This is a genomic window from Rhodoferax sp., from assembly GCF_028688795.1.
In the GTDB taxonomy this organism is placed as follows: domain Bacteria; phylum Pseudomonadota; class Gammaproteobacteria; order Burkholderiales; family Burkholderiaceae_C; genus Rhodoferax.
Genome location: NZ_JAQTXM010000004.1, coordinates 177,125 through 199,904, shown reverse-complemented (window position 1 = coordinate 199,904; position 22,780 = coordinate 177,125). Strand labels below are relative to the sequence as shown.

The window sequence follows — 22,780 nt, the reverse complement described above, 5'->3', positions numbered from 1 at the left end:
GCTGTGTTTTCACACCCGGAGCTGAATTACTCCAACTGGCGAAGTAAAGGAGCCTAAGGTATGTTTTTTGCTAAAAAGAAAAACAAGGTCGAAAGCGATTTTGATCTGGACAATGAGTTAGACTTTGACGATTTTGATTTTCCTGATCCAGACGTAAAGGACGATCGAAAGCCTATCGTCAAGGTGGCCAGCGGCATTGCTAGCGGCGCTGTGGAGAAGGTCAAAGACACTTCGTTTTTAAAGCAAACACTCAAAGACGCGCTGCCGCATTCGTTTGGCGAGTCCATGGACATTGCCGACACCGTCAAGGAGTCGGTCAAGGAGCTATACGATGAAAGTGCAAAAGAAATAAAGCCTGCTATAAAAGAAGGCAAAAAGCTCATAGGGAAATTGGTTCCTAAAGAATCAAAACTGGTACCTAAAGCAGTTTATGAACTGCTTGAACGCTGGAAGGAAGAAGAAGACGCCGAGAAGCGTGGTGCTGTGCTGTCTAAGGAAGCGCAGCAAGAAGCCATGCTATCTTCCCAACTGGCAGATATTTTCAAGATCCAGACCGAAATGGCCGTGGATCAGGCTGCCAAGAAAGAAGGACACGAGCGACTGCAAGAAGGCATCGCATTAACGCGGCACAATGAGTTGTCCGACTACGCTCGAATGACCGCAGTGTCGGTCGACAAGCTGCAAAAGTACGAGCAAAGCGTTACGCTGGGTTACCAGAAGAAAAGCTTAGAGATTCAGTTTCGTCAGCTCTTTATGCTGCAAGACACCTTGCAGTTTGCCAAAGAGGATTCCGCTAAACGCGACAACATCCTCACTGCGATTTCTAAGAACACGACACTGCCTGAAGCAGTGAAGATCAAGAACACGGAAATCGCAGGCTTAACAGCTAAGAACAAATTCAGCGAAACCGTTTACCGTTCGTTATTCGGCGGTCGTGACAACGTGGTCGAGACTATTCTGACCAACATGCGAAAGCAGGTCATAGAGCAGGTTAAAGGTGCCGTAGGTGCTTTTAACATGGGTTCTGATGCGTTTGGTCAGATGCAAGAAATGAAAGAGTCCATGAACCTGGACGGCTATACCGAAGGCGGTAAAATGGTCGGCGGCATGGGTGTGGGTTGGTTGGGCTCTAAGCTGGGTGGAGGCATCCGAAACAGGATAGAAGAAGGTAAGCTGGGTAAGCCGGGTAAGTGGTTGTTAGACAAGTCCAAGCAATTGACTTACGCTAATGAAAACATTGCGCAAAAAGCCAACACCTTCCGCACCAAAGACCACGATGACGGGACGTTCTTCGGTACGCTGAAAACACTGTTTCAGAATTTCATCCCAAACATGCGTCCTGATTTAGGCGTGGATGTACAAACCTCCAACGGCATTACCGCACAACAAAGCTATACGCGACGTACTGAGAAATCCATCACGGAAATCATTCCTGGTTACTTGTCACGAATTCTTCGGGAAGTGCAGGTGTTGCGAACAGGTAATGAGAAGATTGAGCTCACGCAATACGACTTGGATAAAAACAAGTTCACCAGCAAAAGCAAACTCGACGCTAAGTTGGTGCCTAAAACCATTAACCAGAGTTCTGCAAACTGGACCAATCGCAGCCTGGAATCGATCATGAAGCAAATCGATCCCACGGGCAAAGAGCTTTCTCCTGAAGCCCAAAAAGCTTTAAAGAAAAAGCTGTTGACCAGCAGCAGCCTCAATCGTGAAGGCAATGAAGAGTTTCTTGCCACTGCTCGACGCTATGGCGAAATGGACCCTAAGCTGCGTGATGAGATTCTTCCTGTCATGGAGAAGTTCTTTGCAGGCCTGGATCAGGATAAACGCAATGAATTCACATCAAGCTACAACAGCTTAGCCAGCACGGTTGCCAGTCCTCAATACTCGATTCAAAACGAGATCAATTTAGGTAACATCAACCAACTCAGGAAGCTGGGCCTGGTTAAAAAGGACAGTGACCAAATAGACATTGACAAAGTCTTTGACTACATTCTTGAAACTAAAGATCCGAGAAACAAGACCCAGAATAACCCTGTCAAAAAACGCACTGATGAATATCAGTCGCTGTCTGACCGTGACTTGTTTGTGGGCCCTAGACAGCCTCGCGCCCCGCTGCGCAAACAACTCAAAGACAGCGCAGGGCGATTAAAACAACGAATCGTAGACGAGCTGACTCCTGAGTCCATGGAGAAAACGGGCCAGGCGCTGCGCAACAAGTTTGATTCATTAATGGGTTCGGCAAAGGAGCAGATCAATAACCCTGACTCTGCCGCAAACACAGCTGTTAACAAAGCACGAGATGCAGTTAACAACACGCGTAGTCGCGCCAGAAACTTAGGCAGACGCGCGGCTGGAACTGTTGCACGTACACGTAAAAACGCCGCTGAGTTTCTACAAAGCCCAGACCCCGCACAAGCCTTGGCTGACAAGTTCAAAGGCTCTACTGGATCACTGTCTTCGTTCTTTAAAGGACTGTCGACACCGCCGACACAGGCCGATTCCGCTGACGAGGTACAACCAAGTACCACGCCTTTAGGTGCAATGGTTACGCCCACAGAACAAAACACGCTGGGCGTCATTGCGCCCGCCAAGACTAAGAAGAACAAAGCCAAGGCAAGGGCTGAAGCAAAAGCATCGCGACGCAAGAATAAAAAGCAATCTGATCCTCAATTGACCAGTATTGCGAATGCAGTTCAAACACTCATGGGTCAGGGAAGCATTCCGACAAATACTTTACCTGAAGTTTCGACAAAAGAAGAAACTCAAAAAGAAGAAGCACCACTCCAGTCTGCTAGCAAAAAGGTTCGGGGCATTCTGGGTGACTTGACAAACATCTTAAAGAATCCCAAGTCTTTGATACAGATGGCTAAGGATAAGGCAACTGAAGCCACGCAGAAATTCTCAGAACTCAAAGGTGAATTGCAAGACAAAGACGGCAAAGCCAGCCAACCTTTGTCCCTTAAAGATTCTCCAGTTGAGTTGCTCAAGAAAATGGGTAACAAGACGATGTCTGGGATTGAACAAGTCAAAAGTTCTCCCAAGATTCAAGGCGCTGTGTCGGCGGTTACTGAGAAAGCTAAAGGTGCCCTGACTACGCTGAACGAAGCAACGGGTGGCAATACCGAAGATAAGTCCCTCGAACGACCGATGAGTATCAAGGACAAACCCCTTGACTTGCTCAAGAAGTTTGGTAAACGAAGCCGCACCAACCTGCAAAAGCTTAAAGAGTCGGACGTTGTAACATCAGTGACTGCAAAAGCAACTGCTGCGATGCAGGCCATTGATAACGCGGCTGGCGGAAGACCTCTGAGTGAAGAGGAGCAAGCTGCTACGGCCTTGAGCCGTGAGGACACTGTTGCACAGGTGCTTGCCAAGCTGAAAAAGAAAGGCGAGATCCGGCTGGACAAACTCAAAGAAAAGCCAGGTGTGCGTGAGCTGGAAAACAAAGTCGAAGCCATCAAAAACCGATTGATGCAAACTTCAAAGACGTTTTCTGAGCGCAGCACTAAAGAGAATGTGAATGCCGTATTGGGTCAGGTCAATACGATTGTAGACGACATCAAGTCTGGGAAAACTAAAGACGCCTTAACGGCTAAAGCCAAACAGGCTAAAGATGAGTTGGTTAAGCCTAATCTGGAAAAGATTCTGAACCGGCTTAAAGCCAGTGATGGCGTAAAGACTGATGTGTTTGTTGCAGGTGAGGAATTGCCTCGCCTGACGGCGTTGAAGTTGCAAGAAGGCCATTACTTCGATGTGACGACAAAGAAAGTCATTAAAGAGTACAGCGACATCAAAGGCCCTGTGATCGACACCACCAATAACAACACTGTGGTGATCGAGGGCAAAGATTTACCTAACCTCACACGCATCGATCCGCTTACGCAAGCGCCTGTGAAGTTGGATTTAAGAAACTTCAGGATTCCTGATCCTAAACAACTAGCGACCAAAGCGTTGCAAACTGGGCTCGATAAGGTCACTAACGCAATGTTCCATAAAAACGAATTGCCGTTGGATGTCTTTATTGAAGGCATTGCGGAGCCTGTCCTAACAGGTGCAGGTATGGTGCGTGGTGAGTATTTCGATAAAGAAACCAGTGAAGCTATTCGTCACGAAACGCAAATCAACGGCGCAGTGGTCAACGCCGAAGGTCGAGAATTGGTTTCTGTAGAACAGCTTCCACTGCTGCGTGTTTGGGTCAGAGAGAACAAACGGTTTGAAAAGATAAAGTACGTAGGCAATATCTTGGCGCGAATTGGCAGAGGCCTGTGGCACTACCAGACCAAGATTGCACCTAAGTTGGTCATGTTCAATTTGCGCATGCTCAAGAAGGCTGCTGTCGCTACAGGTAAGTTCCTGATAGGTGATTGGAAGGACGGCGTCAAAGACGTGTATGTCAAAGGTGAAAGTAAGCCTCGCCTCTATGCCGCTCGCATCAAAGCAGGTGACTACTTTGACTTCAACAACGGCAGCATCATTAACCACCAAGACGACATCAAGGGACCGGTCAGTGATCGCGATAATAAAATCGTAATTGGTGAAGAGGACCTGGATCGCTTACAGGTTTACGATTCGGTATTGAAGATATTCAATCCGTTCCGACTGGCGGCTAAAGCTGTGCGCCTTGCAGCAAAGGCGGCTAAAGCCACCGTTAAAGGTGCGGTTAAAGCCGCTTGGTGGACCATGAAACAAGGTGCTGCTCTGTCCGGGAAAGCACTGGGTGTTTTGGGTAAGGGCGCTGTGCGGTTGTTTCAAAAAGCGCAAGATGTGTTTGTGATGGGAGAGACAAAAGCTCGCCTGTCAGCAATACGCATGAAGGAAGGCGAATACTTTTCTAAGACTACGGGTAAGCCCATCCTGATTCCAGACGACATTGACGGACCAGTGGTGGACAAAAACAACGAGCCGGTGTTAGATGAAAACCACATCAAGCAAGGCTTGGTTGATGAAGCAGGTCGCCCTTTCAAGAGTAAAGCACTTCAGATATTTGGAAACACGCTGAATACACTGAACAAGGTGTTTGGTTTCCGTGTGAAACTAAATGCCACGAAGAATGGACTAACGTCTAAGGCGCTGATGAAGAGCCCAGTGGCTACAGCGGCTGACAAATCTGTAGCTCTACTGTCTGAAATAAAAGACATGGTTGAGCGATTCACACAACCAAAGAAAACAGTCTTAGGCGACAGTGATGGCGATGGAGATCGAGAGAACTCTTCTGAAGACAAGCGCCAAAAGCGTGAAGCTGAGAAGAACAAAAAAGGCGACAAACCTGAGGCTAAGCCTGGTGAGACTAAAGAAAAGAAAAACGGCTGGCTGAGTATGCTGCTTCCAGCAATCGGTGGTCTGATCTCCAAGATTGGTGGACTCACTTCCATGTTTGGGATACTGAAGACTGTGCTTGGCCTGATTCCTGGTGTGGGTACGGTTGCTCGCGTAGCCGGCGCAGTGGCAGGAAGCTCAGTGGGCAAGGCAGCGATTGGGTTAGCAGGAAAAGGCGCCATGGGCTTAGGTCGAGGTGCCTTAGGACTGGCTGCTCGCTTACTGCCATCGCTGGGCACCATGGCAGCTGGCACGGCTGGTGCTGCTACTGCGGGCTCCACCATTGCCGCCGCTGGTAGCGGATTGTTAGCATTCCTCAGTGCTCCTGTGGTCTTAGGCGCAGCCGCTACAGCGGCGTTGGGCTACGGTGGATACAAGCTGTACAAATACATGAAGAACAGCTTGACGGGGTTTGAGAAGCTGCGGTATGTGCAATATGGTTTCCCTCGCGGAGACCAGCAGCACGCCAGCAAAATGCTAGAGCTTGAGAAATATATCAAGGGCTTTGTTCGTGAAGGCGAGAAGGGTTTGACGATTGTCGAATCCGAAATGGATGTTAAGAATCTGATGTCACCTTGGGGCATGGACCCCACTGACGAAGACCAAATGACTTCCTTCTTCAAGTGGTATCAAGAACGCTTTAAACCCGTATACTTGACTCACTTGACCGCAATCCGAACCGCTACACAAAAGACTGACCTGTCACAAGCGGATAAACTCAAGGGCGATGTCCTTAAGCAGTTCCTCGATAGCGTGAAGTTCAGCGATGGTCCCTACCACGTCAGGTCGTTGCCTCTTGTAAAGCCTGACTTTAAAGCATCCGACGCGAGTGACGTGCGCGCAGTGGTAGACGAACTCATTGCTACTTTGGCTGAGGACAAGAAAAAACAGGTCACAGGCGCACAGCTCAAAGCACCTCCTGCACCTAAAGATGCAGCTGCAGATAAACCTGCCCAGACACCACTGGGGGCATTCGACGCAGCGACGGGTAAGCCCAACCAAACCCTACCTGCCGGAACCACGACAGTGGCCTCTGGGGTCGATTCGACGATGACTAAGACAGGCAACCGCACCTCTGCATTGGATGCAGTGCGGTTTAAAGCGTATGGCTTAACCGAGATGGATGCAAGCAAGGTGTCCGCACTTCGCATGTTAGAGCGTGAAGTGAGCAAAGAGGTTACTTACAATGCCAAGTCCGCAGCCTCGTGGAAAGGCAACCCAATTGCACTGCTGGAAAACATTGCTGGTTCTTTTGGAATTGGTGAAATGTATGGCAAGGAATCTAACGACTGGTCTATCTGGTTTACGCAACGATTCCTGGTGGTCTATATGGCTTACTTGTCTGCCATGCGGACGTATACAGGACGTGTAGAAGCCAGTCCTAATCCAGACACCATCTCCAGCGAACAACAGCTGCAACTGGCTAAACTCTTGATTGGACTCAAAGGCATTTGGTCAGTCAAGGAATCCCCATGGCCAAACTACGTCTTGGGCAATTCCAGCGAAGCCACTAAAGAGAACATCAACCTTCTGGACGATGTGGCGAAAGTGACAAAGCTCCAAGAGGATCGAAAAGCTTCGGACAACAAAGAATCCGATAAGGGTGCAAAAGCAGGTGAACAACCTAAGGAGGCTTTCAAGCCGCCTAAGGCACCTGACAACAATCTGACAGATCGTTTTTCATCGCCTGATGCAGAAGTCAAGGCCAGCTCCAGTACGCTGGGTGTAGCGCCTTCTTCTGCTGGAATGTCTAGCTTAGGCAATATTGCCATTGCTGGCGGTGAAATGGTAGATGGACGAAACGCGCAAGCGTATCTCAACTTCAAAAAGGACGTCAACCTCACACGTGTCAACCCACAGCTGTTGAAACAATTCTACGGCATGGTGGAGGAGTACGGCAAGATGACAGGTAAGAAGGTGGGCGTCAATGACGGTTTCCGCTCTTACGAAGACCAAGTGGCAATGAAGAAGAAGTATGGAGCCAGGGCCGCTGAGCCAGGTAACTCCTTGCATGAATTCGGACTTGCCTTGGATGTCGACTCGGCGGTGTTGGGTGAAATGGAGAAAATGGGTCTCATGCGCAAGTATGGCTTTACACGCCCCGTGGGTGGGGAGCCTTGGCACATGGAGCCTGCTGGCATCCAAACTGACATCAGTGGCTATAAGCGAAACGCAAGCGAAGCCTCTCATGCCATCAAGGAAGGTGTAGGTAGAGGTGGTGGTGGTCTGGGCACAGTCGCAGGCGCGCCTCTATATGCACGAAATCGTGAACTGGCAATGAAACTCTTGGCTGCAGCCCCTGGCAAAGCCATAGAGAACAAACCAGACAGCGAAACGCTGACGGCACAGGCGGGTGATAAACCTGCACAGGAGAAGTCGGTACTGTCTTCTATGGCTTCTACGGTTTCTGGCTGGTTTGGTGCTGGTAACAAACCCGCACCCGTAGCTGCGACACCTGCGGCTGGTGCAGCACCATTAAGTGCAGACCAAGAAGCGAAACCACAACCTGGTATATTCGATCGGGTTAAGAGTGCGTTTGGGTTTGGTTCCAACGTAAGTACGCCTGTCGCTAACCTGCCCGCAGACCCTTCAGTGAAAGTACCCGATGCAAAAGGTAGTGGGTTTGGTGCAGTGAAGGATACCATTGCAGCTGCAGCAAAAATGGTGGGCGTTGATCCTAGCATCCTGTTCAAAACAGCAGCAGTGGAATCAGGCTTTAACCCGAGTGCTAAGGCGGGGACGTCCAGCGCGTCTGGATTGTTCCAATTCACTAAAGGCACCTGGGAAGAAATGGTGACAAAGTACGGTGCCAAGTACGGCTACACACCCGGTAATGTATCGCCATTTGATCCGAAAGCTGCTGCCATTATGGGCGCGCACTATATCAAAGACTCAATGTCCGCATTGGGCAAACGAATAGGGCGTGCCGTAGGCGCCACTGAGACCTACATGGCTCACTTCTTAGGCCCAGCTGGGGCGGGTAAATTCCTCACCGCTATGGAGAAGAATCCCCAGGCACCTGCTGCACAGGTCATGCCTGAAGCAGCAGCCAGCAACAAGCCTATCTTCTACGAAGGTGGTCGACCCCGAACCATGACCGAAGTCTATTCGGTGCTTGATAAAAAGGTCGCCACACAAGCCAGGGCGCACGGCGTGCCTGCTGAACTCAGCGCACTGGCTGGTAAGGCGGCAATGCCTAGTGAAAGCTATTCCACGCCACATGTTCCTGGTGGCGGCGGAAATAAGGTGCCAGGATTTACACCGGTCTCATACAGTCCCGGTGCTCCTGCTCCTGCCAACCCTGTCTCCACGGCGCTCACTAACCAGAGCAACTCACCATTGGCTGACGCGTACGGGTTTAAACCCATGCAACAAGCCGCGTCGTTGGCACCTCAAGGGCAGACCAACCAACTGAGCAAAGAGCTCTTTACTACTACGGAAAACTTATTAGGGCAATCTGTTGAAATTCAAAAGAAGATGCTTGAAGTCATGAGCAACATCTTCGGTGTAATGAGTTCCAACAAACCGGCACCTTTAGGTGAAATGCCTAAGGTGCCTGACCCTAAGAACACGAACGCCAATCGCTACACTGAAAACTATACGGTGCCTAAAGTTCCTGTATCCATGGCACGCTCTAGACTGAGCACCTAACTGCGTCATAAGAGCCGGGATAACACCCGGCTCTTATGACGTATATCTGACATCAAGTGACTAAACTTTTTATAAAGGAAGATTTATGGTTACTTCTGCAAACGGCAGTTATCTGGATGTGTTAGCTTCTGAGCTGCTTTCTACACGCCCAGAAATAGACACAACCAGCACCGATTGGCGTCGCAACGACCAATGGATACGGCAGTCCTTCATTGTGGGCATGGACCGAGAGGAAGCGCCTGCGCTGGATTCGATTGATATTCGTAACCGGAAGTTCTCCTCAGCCTCATTGAAATACACCGACTCCAGTCTGGGTGGTAACATTGTCATCAACCCACCGCCTCAATTCACCCGGTATGCAGACATCCCTGACCCCGGTATTCGCTCTGAGATGCGTGACAGGGATTTAGGACTATCGATGAGTGATCGTCCCAATGGCATGGGTCGTTATTACAGCGAAGCCATTGACGACAACAACCAAGTCATTCACCTGCGTTTTGGTGTAGCGCAACATAACTCATTGCTGCAATTCTTTACGGGGTTCTACAGTAGTGAAGCAGGAATGATGGCCAGACAGGCACGATTCTCTGAAGGTGTCATTTCTCGCTTTCTAAGAACAGCGGGACAGATCATTGGAGCGGCCATTGCGCCGCTGGTTATCATTCCGATTGCCGTGCTCATGCTAGGCTCAGCAGCGCGCTTTTTCTTGAAATGGCCATCCAGTAAGTTTTATACACTAAAGCCTGCGATGTACATGTACTGGAACGCAGTGACTTCTTTGGTTAACCAGATCGGTACCAATCAAGGTGTCATCACGTATCTGGATGATAAGCAAAAAGACAGCATCATCGGACAAGAGCACAAGTTCACTGCTTCTGAATACAATATGTTCTCAGCCATGTTGGGCAATGTGTTCACCAAGCGCGGTGTGATCGATGTGTATGCGGTTGCAAACCGCGCTAAACGGATGCAGATGGCGTATGAGTACGACATGGTGGAGCGATTTAACAACGCAGACAGCTCGGACGCTGAAGCATTCTTTGGCACCATTCGCAACATCACCGACAAACAAACGGGCAACGCTATCCCGGCTCACCCGAACGCACGAAGGAACCCTTCAATCGAAGCGTACCTGGAACGCTTCTTGAGTGATGCGGACAAGTTCTTTAAGTCTTCCGACAAAGATTCCACAATCGAGAAAGACCCCAAGACCGTTGATGAAAACAAAACCAACTACGGTCCTCCTGAAGGGATTGACGGCTATTTGACACACTTGCTTGCCAACACCGCAGATGGTTCTGACTGGGTGTCGTTCCGTGTGGATTACACAGGCGCTACGCAGGAGTCCTTCAGCAACTCCACCACCGAATCTTCTTTGGCTCAAAAGTTCAACAGCATGTCCAGTGCTGCTAAAGACTTGCGAATGAACTTTGGCGGTGCTGTAGAATCCATTCCGGGTTTGAAAACCATCACGGACGGTATCGGTGCCGTGGTCAACGGGACCTTAAGCGTACTTCATTTGGAGGGATTAGCTGCTACTGCAGGTTCAGCATTTGTGGACATTCCGAAACACTGGGAATCTTCGTCAGCACGCTTACCGCAAGCATCTTATTCGATGACCTTGATTAGTCCTTACGGCAACCCTGTGTCACAGATGTTTAACATCTACTTCCCGCTCTCACTCTTACTGGGCGGTGCGTTGCCGTTGTCTACGGGTAAACAGTCGCACACAAGTCCATTCTTGTGTCAGCTGCATGACAGAGGACACGCAGTGACGCGTCTGGGTATTATCGACAGCTTGAGCATTTCGCGCGGTACGTCTAACTTAGGCTTTAACAACGAAGGCATGCCAATGGCCATCAAAGTCACGTTTACTGTGTTGGATCTCTCCAGCGTGGTGTCGTTACCGATTGTGCCTGGTTTTGGTATCATGCCAGCTGAGGGCTTGTTCGATGGTGACAATGCGTTCTCTGACTACTTGATGGCATTGTCTTCAATGAAGCTCAGTGACACGATTCATCGAATCCCTATGCTTAAGAAACAGTTGGCTCGTAAGGCTGCTGACTTGGCTTCTTTCACCAGCTCCTCCCATTTCGCTGCGTATACGGCCAGCCTTCCTGGTGTCGGCATGTTAGCGGGAATGATGCGTGGTGTGGGTGATATGCGTAAGTAAACAAAAAAAAAATAAGCAATGGCATAAATGCCAGGGGAAACCCTGGCATTTATGCTGCGCGTTATTTCAAAGGAATCGGCATCTTGCAAACAACGCGATAAGGTTGTTTGCCGCTAGGGCCAGGCTTGCCTAACGACAGACACACAAACTTGCCGCCTTGACTTTGCGAGTCTTCGATGACACGACATACTTCGGATGGCTCCCACACGAGTGAGACCACGGTTTGAATACCTTTAGGTTGGTGATATTTTGATGCATTCAGTTTGGTAAACTGAGGGTACGCCGACATAATAAACAATCGATGAACGGCATCGGTTTCGCCAGCACACCATTCCAGTACACCACTGCTGGATGCGCCGTCGCACCCTCCGACATACCACAGATTTTCTGGGTCGACAATATTAACAGGCAGGCTGCGGTACTGGTATTGCGAGGAATATTCCTTGTCCACTTTAGCAGCCAGATGCAAAGTCTTTAGGTGCAATACAAAAATCGAGGGTTTCAGAGGTGTTTCACCAGCCAAAATGGCATCAATCGCATCTACTTCGTAGCAGCTGTAGCTGTGCCTGTATGCTATATCTGCGCTGCGCGGTGTACATGGCGCAACTGCAGGTGCAGTAGGGCGCATTGTTTTTATGATGATGTCTTCAATGACTGCGATGCGCTGCAGGACGGACTCACGCTTATTGATCAGTTGCTGTTGCAGTTTCAAATCACTGTGTGTAGTCATTTCTATTCTCCAAAAGAAATACCCACTGCCTTGGCAGTGGGTAAAAGAGTTGATCAGCAGTTAATGTTGTCCACGGAATCACAGACTGCTTGAAGGAATTCCAGCTTACAGTCTTCGAACATGCCTCGCGTGAGGTTTGTCAAGACATCTGCCAAACAGCACGAGGTGTATGTCTTTGCGCTGAGGAACTGGGCATAGTTTTGAATGTTCTCACCAATTGGCCAAATGCTTTGCTGGAACGTCAGATCGAAGCGGTGTGTCATGTTGAGCTTTTGCCTGAGTTGCTCATACAGCTTTCGGATAACTGGAAGGCCGTCCTCAGCAATCGCCAACAGGATGTAGATCCTGGTGCCGGTGTCCTCGTAGTTATCCGGGCCGTAATGCCCTTCACAGCAAAAGATCGTGGTCACGCCACAGAGCGTATTGATCTTTTGCAACACCGGGATCATCAACTTGTCGCAATTCGGAAACTCACAAGCTGCGTACTCGTTATACCTGGCTTTTAACGCAACAAACTCCTCGTCATTAACGAACATTTGCACCCTCCTTAAGTTTGTCAAAGTACGGATGGCAAGGACTCAGCTCGCCTTTGACCAGGACGCCGATCATGTCGTGAGGAATAGAGAAGCCTGCTGCGTGATCATGGCCACCACCACCAAACTTGGCGGCGATCTCCTTGACGTTCACACCTGTTGCTTGATTGCTGCGCAGAGACACCAGCACTTTGTCGTTCGTGACGACATACATCGCTGCCAGGGGATTTTCCTTTCCGAGGAAATCACCCACCAGGCTAGCGAAGTCAGACGCTACGTTGACCACGGGCGTATCGTAACCCATGAAAGGCACGACCACAGCTTTCTTCGCATAGTTCATGGCCAGTTCTTCGCGGAACGTCACGCGCACATCTGCCCAATTCACCCAGTCATTAATTTCCTGCATAGGCGTTTGAACCGTTTTGAAGATAGTGTCATAGACACGACCGACATCACCTCGAATGTGGGACAGGAATTCGTGCACCGCTTTGGAGTCATGGAACTCGAACTTCCAAAGGTCTCTGTCAGCCACTCGCACAGACAGATATTTTAATGCAGCGAGTGTTTGCACATTAGCAATGGATGACAGCACCGAATAATACGCCAATGTTGCGCCAGACTTATCCTTGTCAATCAAGATTCTGTAGTTAGCGCCTGCGACAAGGTGTGTACATTGGACAATGGCTGCGCTGTTGAACAACGCATCAGGAAACAGTCCCTCTTGCATGAGGTTGTCAATTGCAGACTGGTGGTGATCCAGCATTGAAAACTGTTTGCAGATCTTAATGATTTCTTGTGTCTGCGCATAAGAGAACGAGAAATCCAACACAATCACCACGCGGTCCTTAATCAGCTCCAGAGGAGGAAGAGGCTCGCCATACTGCACAGGCAAGAAGGTCACGGAACTGAGAAGGTCTTTCTCCTTGTACATCGCATAATAGTTCACTGCAGACATCAGTCCATCAATGCAGTTCTTGTGATACATGACAGTGATTTTGGTATCGGACATAGGTTCCTCTGAAAAGAAAAGTGTGAATTGTTTTGAGCAGAAGTTTACTACTCCAATCAATGATATATTGCTTTAAATATTTACAAACAAGCAAAAAAAAAAATAAGCAAGTAAGGTTTTACCCCTACCTGCTTATCCGCAGTTCTACAAGACCTTAGACAAGGTCTCGCAGAATTTCGACAAGGTTGTCAACCTTGTCGTTGTCGCGCAGCGGGCGCGCCAGTTGCGCGCCCAGGTCCGCCTCGAGGTGGCGGACATAAGTCGTCTTCTCTTTGGTGTTGGCCAGCCTGGCCAACACTTTCTGGACCTCGAGGTCCCTGAGCTGCTTGCGCAGCTTGAGGACCTCGAGCATCAGTTCCCGATACACCTCTTGTGCTTCAGTCATAATTACTCCAAATGGGACAACACCTAAGACACCATTGTCGTAGGTCATGTTTGGTATATATAACTGAAAAAATCTGTATTACAGAAAGCAAACCCTCTGTTTTAACAAACTGATTTAAAGCGTTTTAGAGCGTCTTTAATGTAATTAGTAGTACGAGTTACTGCTTGCGTCATAAAAGCCTTGTAGAGCCTGTTAAGGTACTCTACAAGGCTTTTATGCTGTATGCTCAGGCTTATACGTCGTTGCAGGTTTCTACTTCGCGAAACCCATCCAGCCAATCCACTGACACGCCAGAAGTATGCTCTTCCAACTGATTGAACACTGGTGCTTCAGGGGAAGTTTCCCACTCTTCCCAATTGATGTCTTCATGAGTGGAGTTAAATAGCCGCAACCGCGCAGCCAGGATGTCAGAATAAGCACACATGCTATCGAGCTGCTTGCACAGCAAGTTCTGATGCGCTTGAGCCAACTCGGTAAACTTCTGACTGTTTACGTAAGCCCGCAGCTTTGTGATCTTCTCATTGAGCTCATCGTGCTCAGCACTCACTCGTTTTGCGACTTCATCCATGATTGTTTTATTCCTCTCTGTGGGTTAAATGCCTGCGATTTTGTAAGGTGAGCGAGCTTGCAGTTGTTGAAACGCCACAGCCTCTCTCCTCATTTGATGGTAGTTTTGGAGTTGCTCATCCAAATGTTGACGCGCCAGGTAAGAGTCGTGCTTGTCTTGTTTATCCACTTCACTCAAACACACGCCAATGTATTCTTCACAAGCGGCTCGTATCGCTTGGGTCTTAGGGTACTTGACATAACTAAGTGTGTCGTGTGCTTTGTCAACCCGTGTTTTTGATGGGGCTTCTACAAACATACGGTCATCAATAAAGATGTTGCCAAAGGTGTTGTGTTCCCCAATGAGTAGTTTCTTGGTCATCCACACACCCGTCAGGTAGGAGATCACTGAGAAAAGGATAAACAAAATAGAGAAGATGAGAAAGAGTCCTGAGTTCATGGTGGTGGTATTAATCACGGTTAGAGAGGTTTAATTGGAGGGTTTGTTGTTGTGAATGGTTTGTGTGCTATACTGCTAACCTTAAGCCTGTTAACAGGCTTAATGGAGCTTATAAGTTACAGGTGCATAATTCTTATAATAATTATAAAACCCTTACCCTATTAAGATTGTTATATCTTAGTAGTTTATAGAGTTGATGCACCTGGCTTCTCAATCTATATTAGTGATGTGTATAAATATTTACACACTGGAGACTACATCTCCAAAGTCATACGCTAATCGGTCTGCTGCATTGGCATCTAATGCTGGCTTACTTTGTTTCACCTGAAGTGCTGCTGGTGCTCTTAATCCTGGTGGGACATAGACACCTAAGCCAAACAAGCCTAAGTTGTTACTACCGTCTTCTTTGACATAAGCTTGTTTCTTTTGCGCTGCTTTGTCAGAAGAGAACATGCTCATCATGGCACTCATGCTGGAGGTGGCATCGTTAACGAATTTGGCCCCGACATCTCCAAGGCCAGGAGAGTTCACTTTTGTGACAGGCATTGCTTGCGCCGTGCGATTGATGGCAGTTTGAAAATCAGGACTGCTTTTCATGCACATGTCCATGTTGAGCAACTCTGTGCCTTTTGGCGTGACCCACTTATCCCACTTGGAGTCAATAGCAGTCATGCTTGAACCCACCGTGCGCATCATGGACGATACTTGGCCTACGCTCATCTTCCCAGGGTTTTTAAACGCCTTGACATAGTCCATGGCAAAGCTGGGCATGAAGGCTTTTACGCTGGCTTTGGTTTTGCCTGTGGCGATGTTATACAGCGTATTGACATTGCTCGTAGAGACGATTGTAGGCAATAAATCCTTGGTTACTCGTCCTAGTATTGATTTGTCTGTAGTCCCGTCTGAGAAGGCTTTAAACGCGTCTGGAAGGCCTTTTATGGTGGCCTGCTTCATGATGTTCGAAGCCACGACAGACATCGACTTAGGATCAGTCAGCTTCAAGGAATACGGCACACTTGAAAGCCCTCCCACGAGCGTGCCTAAACCTTTAAGTGAAGTTAAATCCGTAGAAGCAATCTTTGTAATGCTGCCATTTAAAGTTGCAGTGACCCTACCCAGTCCAGTAGCACCAATCAAGTCTTTGTTAATCCCACTGAGCAGCGCTGACTTGGCACTGCCTGCCATGGAGTTGAAAGCGCTCATGGCGGCTGTGGATTGGCCCATAGCGTCGTTCAGCGCTGCCTTGGCATCTACTGCTAAGGATTCAGGTAATTTGAGGCCTAAGCCCCCTTCTGGCTTTAGCCCAACGGCTAAGTTGCCAATTGATTTTAACCCACTGCCAAGATCCTCAGAAAGGATATCCTTAACAGCGGTCATGTTCTCCGTAGCAGTGCTTTGCTCGTACGCATCAACTGCCAACAGACTGTCTGTGGGCTTACTGGAAAATACCGAGATTGCTAAACCTTGAGCCATGGTGAGTAACCTTAAAAAAAAATAAGACGACAGCATACGCCGTATCTGAACCATAAGATTCAGATACGGCGCAGTGTCAGTCTATTGACTCAAGGGTGCATGGGGTTGTAGTTTTGCCCATAACGACGGAAGCCGTAATTCGGCCTCTTTTCCTTGTAGGCGGCAGGTTCGTTATTTTCCAAGAACGAGAAGTCAGGTTGATGGATTTCTTCCAGTCCCGCATTGAGCTTGACCACCCGCGCAATCTCTTCGATGATTGGCACATACCAAGCGGCAATCGACGGCGTCTGTCGAGCCCGTGTTTCACCCACAAACGTATAGTGCTTGTAAGGCATCTGGTTGTGGTACATCATGGCTTGCAGATTGCGGTTTTGTTGGACCTTCATCCAAGCCGCTTCTGCGATGATGAACTTGAAGCCATCGATCTCTTGGAACGGTATCGACTGACCACGGGAATGGCACGCGTAGCCAGAGAGGCCTCGGAACACTTCATCTTCACACCCCGTGCTGACGTAGTACCACAGACCGCCCAGCGACTTGAATGGACCCAGATCAGGGTGCTCAAATGGCGAGTAGGCATTGATCTGTAACAGCTTTCCCAGCGGGGTGAAGGCTGCAGAAGCCGTGTTGATGTGGTCTTCACCGTCTTCACCCAGATTGCGCTTGAGCAGCTTTTGCAGGTAGTCCTGTGCCTTGGCGTCACGCAATGAGAAGCTGCGCGGCGTTGGGGCATCGGCTTGCGCACTTGGATTCTTCTGACGCTTGACTTTGTCAGTCTTGGCTTGACGTGCCGGTGTGACGCGATGGACGGTGCTCAGTTTCCAGAGGTTCACCGCTTCCTTGGGTTGTTCTTGTTCTTGTTGTTCTTCTGGAGCAACTTGTTCAATCGCGACATCGAGCATGTCTTGTGGGAGGCTGTCGATTACAATGATCGGCGCGTCTTTCGGGTTGTTCTCGTATTCTTTCACGGCCTCTTCGATGATCGGCGTAGCTTGGTCAAGTGGGACGAAGGACGGATTGGTTTCCATGATAAGCTCTTGGGGTTAATTGCGTTTGTTGGTCAGGTAGATCAAAAAGAAAACTACCATGTGTCGGTTATCACACAGAAAATCAAAAGTCTTGATCTTTTTCTTGCCATAAGACAAGCTGTAGGTTTTGCCTTCTTCTTCAAGGCTTCCAAATACGGTTACTGGCATTGAGCCACGGATTGCTGCGGGTATCAGGCACAGATCCGTTTGACACGCGTCCATCTCTAATCCGCAGGCCAAAGAGGCACACAGTCGTTCGTAGGAATCTGCGCCTACTGACCAGGTCGAGAATAAGCGAAATGCCAATTCTGTAACATAATCAGAAACCGCCTCGTTAAGAAAGATGCCGGTTGTGATCTCTACGATGGAGTCAGGGCGCATGGAATACACAGGCTTGTTCAGCAGCACTGTGTTGAGCACCCATTCATCAATCGCAGCATTGGTCTGACTATCGGCCTCGCTGCGCATGAACTCCTGAACGTCACGGAGCACAATAAACAGCTGGCCCATTTCATCACTACTCAGTGGTGTGGCTGTAGTCATGGGTTATTCGTCGTCTGTAGGGGTTTCGATGAGGTCATCCAAGTATGCATCTCCTAGGTCCACAGCGGTCTGGTGTACAGTCCTTCGACCACTGGAATGCTTGAGCTCCACATTGATGGTGATGTGTTTGATCTTCAAAAACCGCATCGCTTTGATGAAGACCTTGAAGGTCATCGTAGACTTGCTGAACTCTCTGCGCAAGTTGCCTCGCGTAAAGTGTTTGGATACGCGGTTCTCTGGAATTGTTCTTTTGGCTTGCTCAACGAAGTCATTCAAGAGCACCTCAAACTGCATGGGCTTGATGGGTATCTCAATCAGGATGTTTCGCCAAAGCGATGCCAAGACGCCTCCAATGCCTCGAACAGGCTCAACGCCTTTTCCGGAGGTGGCGGCCAGAATTTGATGCAGCGCTTTTTTATCGTTGCCAGGAGGTGTGGTCATGATAGCGTGAAGTGTAAAAGATTGTCAGCAAGAAGGACAATGGATGTCCTGAACGTTGCTAACATTCTAGCGTTGTGTCCATCAGTGTCAATATGAGCCTCTTTGATGAGGTCGTATTGGTCGATGAACGTAAGTGCGAGGCTTTTAAACTCTGCAACCGTTTTGACGGGGTCGCAGCGAATTTTGTTGCTCGTGGACCACAGTTCTTCCAGTGAAGAATTGATCCAAGTATATTGGCACCATGCATTAGCTACTGCTACTTTGTGAGTCAGCAAATAGTTAGCGTGCCTGAGTCGTTTGTTGTACGTCTCTAAGTCTTTGTACAAAACCCGCATTGGAAACACGCAGCCTTTGGAGACTGTGTAATTGGCAAACAGGTTTGGATCGAGTGCGTGCAGTGTGGCTAGAATGATGTCTCGCTCAGCCATGCTGGATTTGCGAAATCGGTTCCACCATACGACACATTGTGTATATTTTTTTCTAAGCCACACAGCTTCCTTTCAAGTGAATGTGAATCTCCTACATAAGGTGTGCTCCTTTGATTTAATTTGAGATATGGCATGACTATCTTATTACAAAACTGTAATATGTGATTGTAAACATCTTTACCCCCTCAAGAAAGAAAAACCATGAGTACCGAGAATACCGACGACAAGGACCTTGATTATACCCGACAAATGCGTATGCGTCTGGCTGAGGACATGACCAAGGGACAATTGCCTACTGACAACAAAGACCGAATGACGCTGCTGGCTGTGCTGGATGGCATGGACCGTGCGGCTTTGGCTAACAAGCGTCTGAAGTCTGAGGAAGGCGCTAACAACGCCAAGGCGATTGCTGCGGAGACCATCGCGATGATGTTCATGGACCCACGTTTGAAAGCGCACACAAAGTCTCAATACGACCCGAATCGCCCCATTCCTGTGCTGCGTGAAGACCTTCCTGTGCCTGATGTGGTTGAAGGCGAACTGGACGCCAGTCCGGCTCACGAGACTTATGAGAGCTTCATGAGCAAACATGGGAACATTCGAATAATCGAGACGGATGAGGACGATCAATTTAAAGAGGTTTGATTAGCTGGACGTTTGAAGTACAAGATTCAATAAGCAGCATAAAGCCCTGGGATTTTCCCAGGGCTTTATGCTGTCAAGTGATCGCGCAGTAACTGTCACGATTCATAGGAATGTCTACGCAATACAAAGCAATCGGTAAGAATTGCATAGGTACGAGTGGTGTCATGGCCTCCGACATAAATGCAAAAGGATCTGTGTTGTGTCTAGCAAGCTCTTGCAGTTCTTCAGCAGTCGGTGGTTTTCCAAAATACAACTTAGGCACATAAAAGCACGTGTCTTTGAGCGGTGCTTTCTTTATTTCCTTGTCATAAAGATTCATCCACTTCACATAGTCGTACATGACCATGCATCGGTAGTTGTCTTTGACATACTGGTAAGTTAGCTGGTCTTCTGATTTCTTGATGAGTGTGATTGGAAAGCCTTCCCCTAACAGCTTACGAAGCGTCTTGTTGAGTTCTTCATATTCTGCACTGTCTAACAGACAGGGATGGGTATTGACTTCCACTGCGATTGCCGTGTGGTAGGGCGTGTTGTGCGCTTGGTCTTTAAGTTGCTTAATCAGGTCCTTAATAAACCTGTGCATCTTTGTTCTTAACGAAGTGCCAACGATTGTATCGGCACGATCCTTTAGCAAACGTGCGAGCAACTCTTTGCTCAGTGTGCCGTATTTCGGAGAAGTGAACTTGTCTTCTTCTCGAGTGAAATAGTCTTCGGATGTAGTGATCTCATAGGCCAAATTGGAATCAAGTAAAACCAATGCACCTTGCCTCATGTCCAGCAAGCAGTCTAGCGATATGTAAATCTTAGCAGTATTGGTCTGGGTGCTCATCGTGGATTTTCTTTCCTTGTTTGATGTACAGTATTTTGACCTGGAGTTTGTCTTTGATCGCCAAATCGATCATGTGTCCTGTACCTCTAGATTCACCGTCGTAGAATGCCAAGACATGAGATGCTATTTTTGCCATCTCTGCATTTCGGATAAAACCTGCTGCTTTACCGTTTAAGTCCCAATCTGCTGGCATTTGAAGACAAGGATACTTGAACCTTGCGCACCAGCGGATAATGAGGTCATCTGCGCCACTGGGAGCTACTCCTGAGATAAAAAGTATAGGCGTATCAAAACGCTTGACGTAAGCGCACATCATGCGGTGAAATTCTTCACGGTTGTCATAACCGCGAGAGCCCGCCACGATCACTCGATTGGTGTAGTCTTTTGGGTTGAGGGACTGTAGCTTTTGGGCGTCAGGAATAAGCACTGTACTTCCTTGGTAAGTGAGGACATTCCATAGACCAAGATGATCTTTATTGTTTAACTCGACCAAGACGGGGTTGTTGAAGTGGCGGCATGTTCGCTCTTGTAATTAACTAAGTTTCCACCAATGCTAACGGTGTCGTTGCTGAATAGGTATTTTTCTACAGAGTACTGATATCCTGAACCACCCACATAACCGCCACCAAAGTAACCGATTTCTGGATTGCTTGTAGCCGCAAGATACGACCGGATGATATTGAGCTGCGTACCACTTACAACCACATCACTTGCAAAAGTGTATTTCCTAGAAGAAGTGGAAATACCTGCTGCAATTATACCAACCTCAACGCCACTGGCACTAGCCACCCTACTTGATCCAGGGCTCAATGTAGCGCTCGCGATTCGTGTATTGTTATCGTAGTTGTATTTTTCAGTAGTAGTGGCTGAGTAAGAACCACCCACAATAACCGCAAACTCCGATGTTCCTATTGAGCAACTCAGGGTTCGCTTTTGTATCAATGCCGCACCAGAAACACGACTGCTGTCGCTGTAATTGTACCTGTCTGTTATTGCGAGTCCTAGGTAATTGGCATTGTCGTACCCGCCAAAGAAACATCCGACTGTAGATTTGCTCGCAGCAGTGTGCTGATAGTTTACTCTGGATAGGTTGGTCGTGAGCGCGATGGTATCACTACCATAGTTGTATTTCTCTATATGTGACGTATAGCCGTTCGTCACACCGCTAGAACCGCCGCTGAATAGTCCAACGTCTGCGTTGCCCGTGCCAGCTAAGTCCATTTTCTTGCTGCGCAGTGCCTTGCCGCTGGCAGAAGCATCGCTGCTGTAGTAATACTTGTCTGATAACAAGACAGTGTTAGAGCCTCCTGCAAACAGAGCAAATTTACCACTTGCGGCATTTGCAGTTTTCTTTATTAATAATAATTCAAACATTTTTAATTCCTTACAGAGTATTTTTCAAATGTGCTGCCGTCAGCATTGTCTTCAAAGATTGTGTGCTCTTGACCTTACCAGAGAAGGGCTCTATGGCTTTAAGACTGACGCCACCCGTTCGTCCAATAGTGACGTTCATGGCATTAAATCCTTTTTCATCACCACCTCGGTACTTCATGAATTCTACCAAGTTCTCTTGGAGACCCAAAGCAGCCAAGACTTGCACCTCAGGGTACGATATCTTGGAGCCTTTTGATTTACCTGTGGGCTGTCCAGTGAAGTCATCCACAGAGTTGTTGTCTTCAGGAATAGAGATTTTCTTATCCAACAACTGGGCTTGTCGGCGTAATGGAAGATCCACCACCAGATAAGGGATAGGCGTGAGGTAAGCGGGTCTGTCACCCTTTGCAGGCATCCATACACGCTGGAAGAAGTTATGTCCCAGCTCTTCAGCAATGGCTAAGTTTCTCTCTGTAGATAACCTGGACTTGCCAAAGTTAGGAGCGATAATTGCCAGGCGTTGTTTTTCGGACTCTAAGTCATTGATGAAAGTCTCGAACGCTTTGTCATCCATTCCGGCAAACAAGTCTTTATAGAGTTGGGCGTTCTCTCCTCCTGGACAAATCTTCTCAATAGTATCCAGTATTAGCTTTTCTGCAGCTTTGCGATTTCCTGCCATAGCGGTTCCTTTGTGTGTGGTCTAATCATTTCATGGGCGGACGGCCATTAAACAAAAAAAAAAAAGAAAGCCGGAGCTTTCTTTTTGGATTTACAGCAAGGGGATTAATCCTTGCTGTAAACCACAGTAGTGTGGCGTAAGGCCACCTCGCCGACGATGTCAGCGATTATTGCCCACACCTCTAGAGGGTGGGTGGCATCCTGCAGATCAAGCGGCACGCAGCAAAGAACCCTTCGGTTTTTCGGGTCAGCAATCATGCTGACCTCACGGTGGGCAGACTCGCCTTCTGCCAGCTTACTGGAGCTGACCTCACCAATAAGTTGCCATTCCTCGATGGAATACCCATCAAAGAATCCTACATTACCGATCTTGTCGATCACCTTTCTGATGATCCGGTGATCCACCTCACGCAGCTCGAGGTGCTGCTGGCGCAGCGCCGTTTCGTTGTTGAATACTTTGTTGTAGATTGCGTTGATCATGATAAAACTCCAAAGGAAATCAATCGAGACGACATTGTCTCTTTATAGGTTC

At 48.4% G+C, this 22,780-nt stretch carries 19 protein-coding genes; 3 read left to right on the top strand and 16 right to left on the bottom strand.

The features are described from left to right. Window positions 1-60 precede the first annotated feature (60 nt). Window positions 61-8,973, top strand: coding sequence for a transglycosylase SLT domain-containing protein (locus tag PHQ58_RS05110; protein WP_300107890.1), 8,913 nt, complete (start codon window positions 61-63; stop codon window positions 8,971-8,973). Window positions 8,974-9,058: 85 nt separating this feature from the next. Next, window positions 9,059-11,146: a hypothetical protein gene (locus PHQ58_RS05105; RefSeq protein ID WP_300107887.1), complete on the top strand. Its 2,088-nt coding sequence runs from the start codon at window positions 9,059-9,061 to the stop codon at window positions 11,144-11,146. A 61-nt stretch (window positions 11,147-11,207) separates the two neighbouring features. Here PHQ58_RS05105 and PHQ58_RS05100 read toward each other — a convergent pair whose 3' ends face one another. From PHQ58_RS05100 to PHQ58_RS05050, 11 genes are all read right to left on the bottom strand, one after another. Then, window positions 11,208-11,876 (bottom strand): hypothetical protein, encoded by a 669-nt coding sequence (locus tag PHQ58_RS05100; RefSeq protein ID WP_300107884.1) that lies wholly within the window; start codon window positions 11,874-11,876, stop codon window positions 11,208-11,210. A 53-nt stretch (window positions 11,877-11,929) separates the two neighbouring features. Next, window positions 11,930-12,412 (bottom strand): hypothetical protein, encoded by a 483-nt coding sequence (locus tag PHQ58_RS05095; protein WP_300107882.1) that lies wholly within the window; start codon window positions 12,410-12,412, stop codon window positions 11,930-11,932. After that, entirely contained in the window at window positions 12,402-13,418 is a 1,017-nt protein-coding gene (locus PHQ58_RS05090; RefSeq protein ID WP_300107879.1) for a DHHA1 domain-containing protein, read from the bottom strand. Before PHQ58_RS05090 ends, PHQ58_RS05095 begins: the two co-directional genes overlap by 11 nt. A 154-nt stretch (window positions 13,419-13,572) precedes the next feature. Continuing rightward, window positions 13,573-13,803 carry a hypothetical protein gene (locus tag PHQ58_RS05085; RefSeq protein WP_300107876.1) on the bottom strand — a complete coding sequence of 77 codons (231 nt, stop codon included), beginning with the start codon at window positions 13,801-13,803 and terminating at the stop codon, window positions 13,573-13,575. A gap of 232 nt (window positions 13,804-14,035) precedes the next feature. Next, the gene (locus PHQ58_RS05080; protein ID WP_300107874.1) at window positions 14,036-14,371 is read right to left on the bottom strand and encodes a hypothetical protein; all 336 of its coding nucleotides are present in this window, start codon (window positions 14,369-14,371) and stop codon (window positions 14,036-14,038) included. A 24-nt stretch (window positions 14,372-14,395) separates the two neighbouring features. Continuing rightward, on the bottom strand, window positions 14,396-14,827 hold the full coding sequence (locus PHQ58_RS05075) for a hypothetical protein (protein WP_300107871.1): 432 nt from the start codon (window positions 14,825-14,827) through the stop codon (window positions 14,396-14,398). 222 nt (window positions 14,828-15,049) lie between these two features. Continuing rightward, a complete protein-coding gene (locus tag PHQ58_RS05070) occupies window positions 15,050-16,282 on the bottom strand; it encodes a hypothetical protein (protein WP_300107868.1) in 1,233 nt (410 codons plus the stop codon). A gap of 89 nt (window positions 16,283-16,371) precedes the next feature. Continuing rightward, on the bottom strand, window positions 16,372-17,310 hold the full coding sequence (locus PHQ58_RS05065; protein ID WP_300107866.1) for a hypothetical protein: 939 nt from the start codon (window positions 17,308-17,310) through the stop codon (window positions 16,372-16,374). 15 nt (window positions 17,311-17,325) lie between these two features. Further along, window positions 17,326-17,853, bottom strand: a complete 528-nt coding sequence (locus PHQ58_RS05060) for a hypothetical protein (protein WP_300107863.1) — start codon at window positions 17,851-17,853, stop codon at window positions 17,326-17,328. Window positions 17,854-17,856: 3 nt separating this feature from the next. Beyond that, window positions 17,857-18,294 (bottom strand): hypothetical protein, encoded by a 438-nt coding sequence (locus PHQ58_RS05055; RefSeq protein ID WP_300107861.1) that lies wholly within the window; start codon window positions 18,292-18,294, stop codon window positions 17,857-17,859. Continuing rightward, on the bottom strand, window positions 18,291-18,722 hold the full coding sequence (locus tag PHQ58_RS05050) for a hypothetical protein (protein WP_300107858.1): 432 nt from the start codon (window positions 18,720-18,722) through the stop codon (window positions 18,291-18,293). The genes PHQ58_RS05055 and PHQ58_RS05050 overlap by 4 nt, the downstream gene beginning before the upstream one ends. 201 nt (window positions 18,723-18,923) lie before the next feature. Here PHQ58_RS05050 and PHQ58_RS05045 point away from each other — a divergent pair, with 201 nt between their 5' ends. Then, window positions 18,924-19,367, top strand: coding sequence for a hypothetical protein (locus PHQ58_RS05045; protein ID WP_300107855.1), 444 nt, complete (start codon window positions 18,924-18,926; stop codon window positions 19,365-19,367). Window positions 19,368-19,440: 73 nt separating this feature from the next. Here the strand turns inward: PHQ58_RS05045 and PHQ58_RS05040 are convergent, their stop codons facing one another. From PHQ58_RS05040 to PHQ58_RS05020, 5 genes are all read right to left on the bottom strand, one after another. Then, window positions 19,441-20,196 (bottom strand): hypothetical protein, encoded by a 756-nt coding sequence (locus PHQ58_RS05040; RefSeq protein WP_300107853.1) that lies wholly within the window; start codon window positions 20,194-20,196, stop codon window positions 19,441-19,443. Continuing rightward, window positions 20,171-20,689: an SLOG family protein gene (locus PHQ58_RS05035; protein WP_300107850.1), complete on the bottom strand. Its 519-nt coding sequence runs from the start codon at window positions 20,687-20,689 to the stop codon at window positions 20,171-20,173. The genes PHQ58_RS05040 and PHQ58_RS05035 overlap by 26 nt, the downstream gene beginning before the upstream one ends. Then, window positions 20,677-21,570: a hypothetical protein gene (locus PHQ58_RS05030; RefSeq protein ID WP_300107845.1), complete on the bottom strand. Its 894-nt coding sequence runs from the start codon at window positions 21,568-21,570 to the stop codon at window positions 20,677-20,679. The genes PHQ58_RS05035 and PHQ58_RS05030 overlap by 13 nt, the downstream gene beginning before the upstream one ends. A 10-nt stretch (window positions 21,571-21,580) precedes the next feature. Further along, window positions 21,581-22,249 carry a hypothetical protein gene (locus PHQ58_RS05025; protein ID WP_300107842.1) on the bottom strand — a complete coding sequence of 223 codons (669 nt, stop codon included), beginning with the start codon at window positions 22,247-22,249 and terminating at the stop codon, window positions 21,581-21,583. 104 nt (window positions 22,250-22,353) lie between these two features. Next, window positions 22,354-22,728 carry a hypothetical protein gene (locus tag PHQ58_RS05020; protein WP_300107839.1) on the bottom strand — a complete coding sequence of 125 codons (375 nt, stop codon included), beginning with the start codon at window positions 22,726-22,728 and terminating at the stop codon, window positions 22,354-22,356. Between the last annotated feature and the right edge of the window lie 52 nt (window positions 22,729-22,780).

Coding starts and splice junctions, on each gene's coding strand:
- PHQ58_RS05040 (WP_300107853.1), bottom strand. CDS start 20,196: ATGAGCACCCAGACCAATACTGCTAAGATTTACATATCGCTAGACTGC.
- PHQ58_RS05095 (WP_300107882.1), bottom strand. CDS start 12,412: ATGTTCGTTAATGACGAGGAGTTTGTTGCGTTAAAAGCCAGGTATAAC.
- PHQ58_RS05090 (WP_300107879.1), bottom strand. CDS start 13,418: ATGTCCGATACCAAAATCACTGTCATGTATCACAAGAACTGCATTGAT.
- PHQ58_RS05050 (WP_300107858.1), bottom strand. CDS start 18,722: ATGGCTGAGCGAGACATCATTCTAGCCACACTGCACGCACTCGATCCA.
- PHQ58_RS05100 (WP_300107884.1), bottom strand. CDS start 11,876: ATGACTACACACAGTGATTTGAAACTGCAACAGCAACTGATCAATAAG.
- PHQ58_RS05080 (WP_300107874.1), bottom strand. CDS start 14,371: ATGGATGAAGTCGCAAAACGAGTGAGTGCTGAGCACGATGAGCTCAAT.
- PHQ58_RS05110 (WP_300107890.1), top strand. CDS start 61: ATGTTTTTTGCTAAAAAGAAAAACAAGGTCGAAAGCGATTTTGATCTG.
- PHQ58_RS05105 (WP_300107887.1), top strand. CDS start 9,059: ATGGTTACTTCTGCAAACGGCAGTTATCTGGATGTGTTAGCTTCTGAG.
- PHQ58_RS05060 (WP_300107863.1), bottom strand. CDS start 17,853: ATGACTACAGCCACACCACTGAGTAGTGATGAAATGGGCCAGCTGTTT.
- PHQ58_RS05055 (WP_300107861.1), bottom strand. CDS start 18,294: ATGACCACACCTCCTGGCAACGATAAAAAAGCGCTGCATCAAATTCTG.
- PHQ58_RS05025 (WP_300107842.1), bottom strand. CDS start 22,249: ATGGCAGGAAATCGCAAAGCTGCAGAAAAGCTAATACTGGATACTATT.
- PHQ58_RS05085 (WP_300107876.1), bottom strand. CDS start 13,803: ATGACTGAAGCACAAGAGGTGTATCGGGAACTGATGCTCGAGGTCCTC.
- PHQ58_RS05070 (WP_300107868.1), bottom strand. CDS start 16,282: ATGGCTCAAGGTTTAGCAATCTCGGTATTTTCCAGTAAGCCCACAGAC.
- PHQ58_RS05065 (WP_300107866.1), bottom strand. CDS start 17,310: ATGGAAACCAATCCGTCCTTCGTCCCACTTGACCAAGCTACGCCGATC.
- PHQ58_RS05020 (WP_300107839.1), bottom strand. CDS start 22,728: ATGATCAACGCAATCTACAACAAAGTATTCAACAACGAAACGGCGCTG.
- PHQ58_RS05030 (WP_300107845.1), bottom strand. CDS start 21,570: ATGTTTGAATTATTATTAATAAAGAAAACTGCAAATGCCGCAAGTGGT.
- PHQ58_RS05045 (WP_300107855.1), top strand. CDS start 18,924: ATGAGTACCGAGAATACCGACGACAAGGACCTTGATTATACCCGACAA.